1 protein-coding gene is annotated in these 485 nt (G+C 71.3%); it reads right to left on the bottom strand.

The window, feature by feature from the left end; translation table 11 throughout:
* A partial coding sequence (locus ACLZOT_RS49885) for a polyketide synthase dehydratase domain-containing protein (RefSeq protein ID WP_416975969.1) occupies nucleotides 1–485 on the bottom strand: 485 nt, incomplete at both ends.

Below are 485 nucleotides of genomic sequence, written 5' to 3'. Positions count from 1 at the left end.
CGCTGCTCACCCCCGGACTCCAGCAACTCCCCACACACCGATCGCAGCATCAGCGAACCCACCGACACCACCGGAGCCCCGGTCTCATCAATCGCATTCAGGCTGAGCACGCCATCGTCAATGGCCGACAGCCGAACCCGCAACGACCGTGCGCCCGACGCGTGCAACGACACACCGCTCCACGCGAACGGGAGCCCTCCCTCGCCGCCGACGGGCAGGAACGCAGCAGCATGCAGGGCGGCGTCGAACAACGCCGGATGGATCCCGAACTCCCCCGCCAGCTCCACCGCCCCCTCCGGCAGCCGTACCTCCGCGAAGACCTCCTCACCCCGCCGCCACACCGCCCGCAACCCCCGGAACACCGGCCCGTACCCGTAACCCACCTCGGCCAGACCGTCGTAGAGATCGTCCACCGGCACCGGCACCGCTCCCGCCGGCGGCCACACCGTCAGCTCCGCGCCCGTCGGCACCGTCGCCTCGGAGGC

Source organism: Streptomyces sp. 4F14, from assembly GCF_048159485.1.
Lineage (GTDB): Bacteria > Actinomycetota > Actinomycetes > Streptomycetales > Streptomycetaceae > Streptomyces.
Note: the sequence above shows the minus strand (reverse complement) of the source record. Positions and strands in the feature narration are given on the sequence as shown.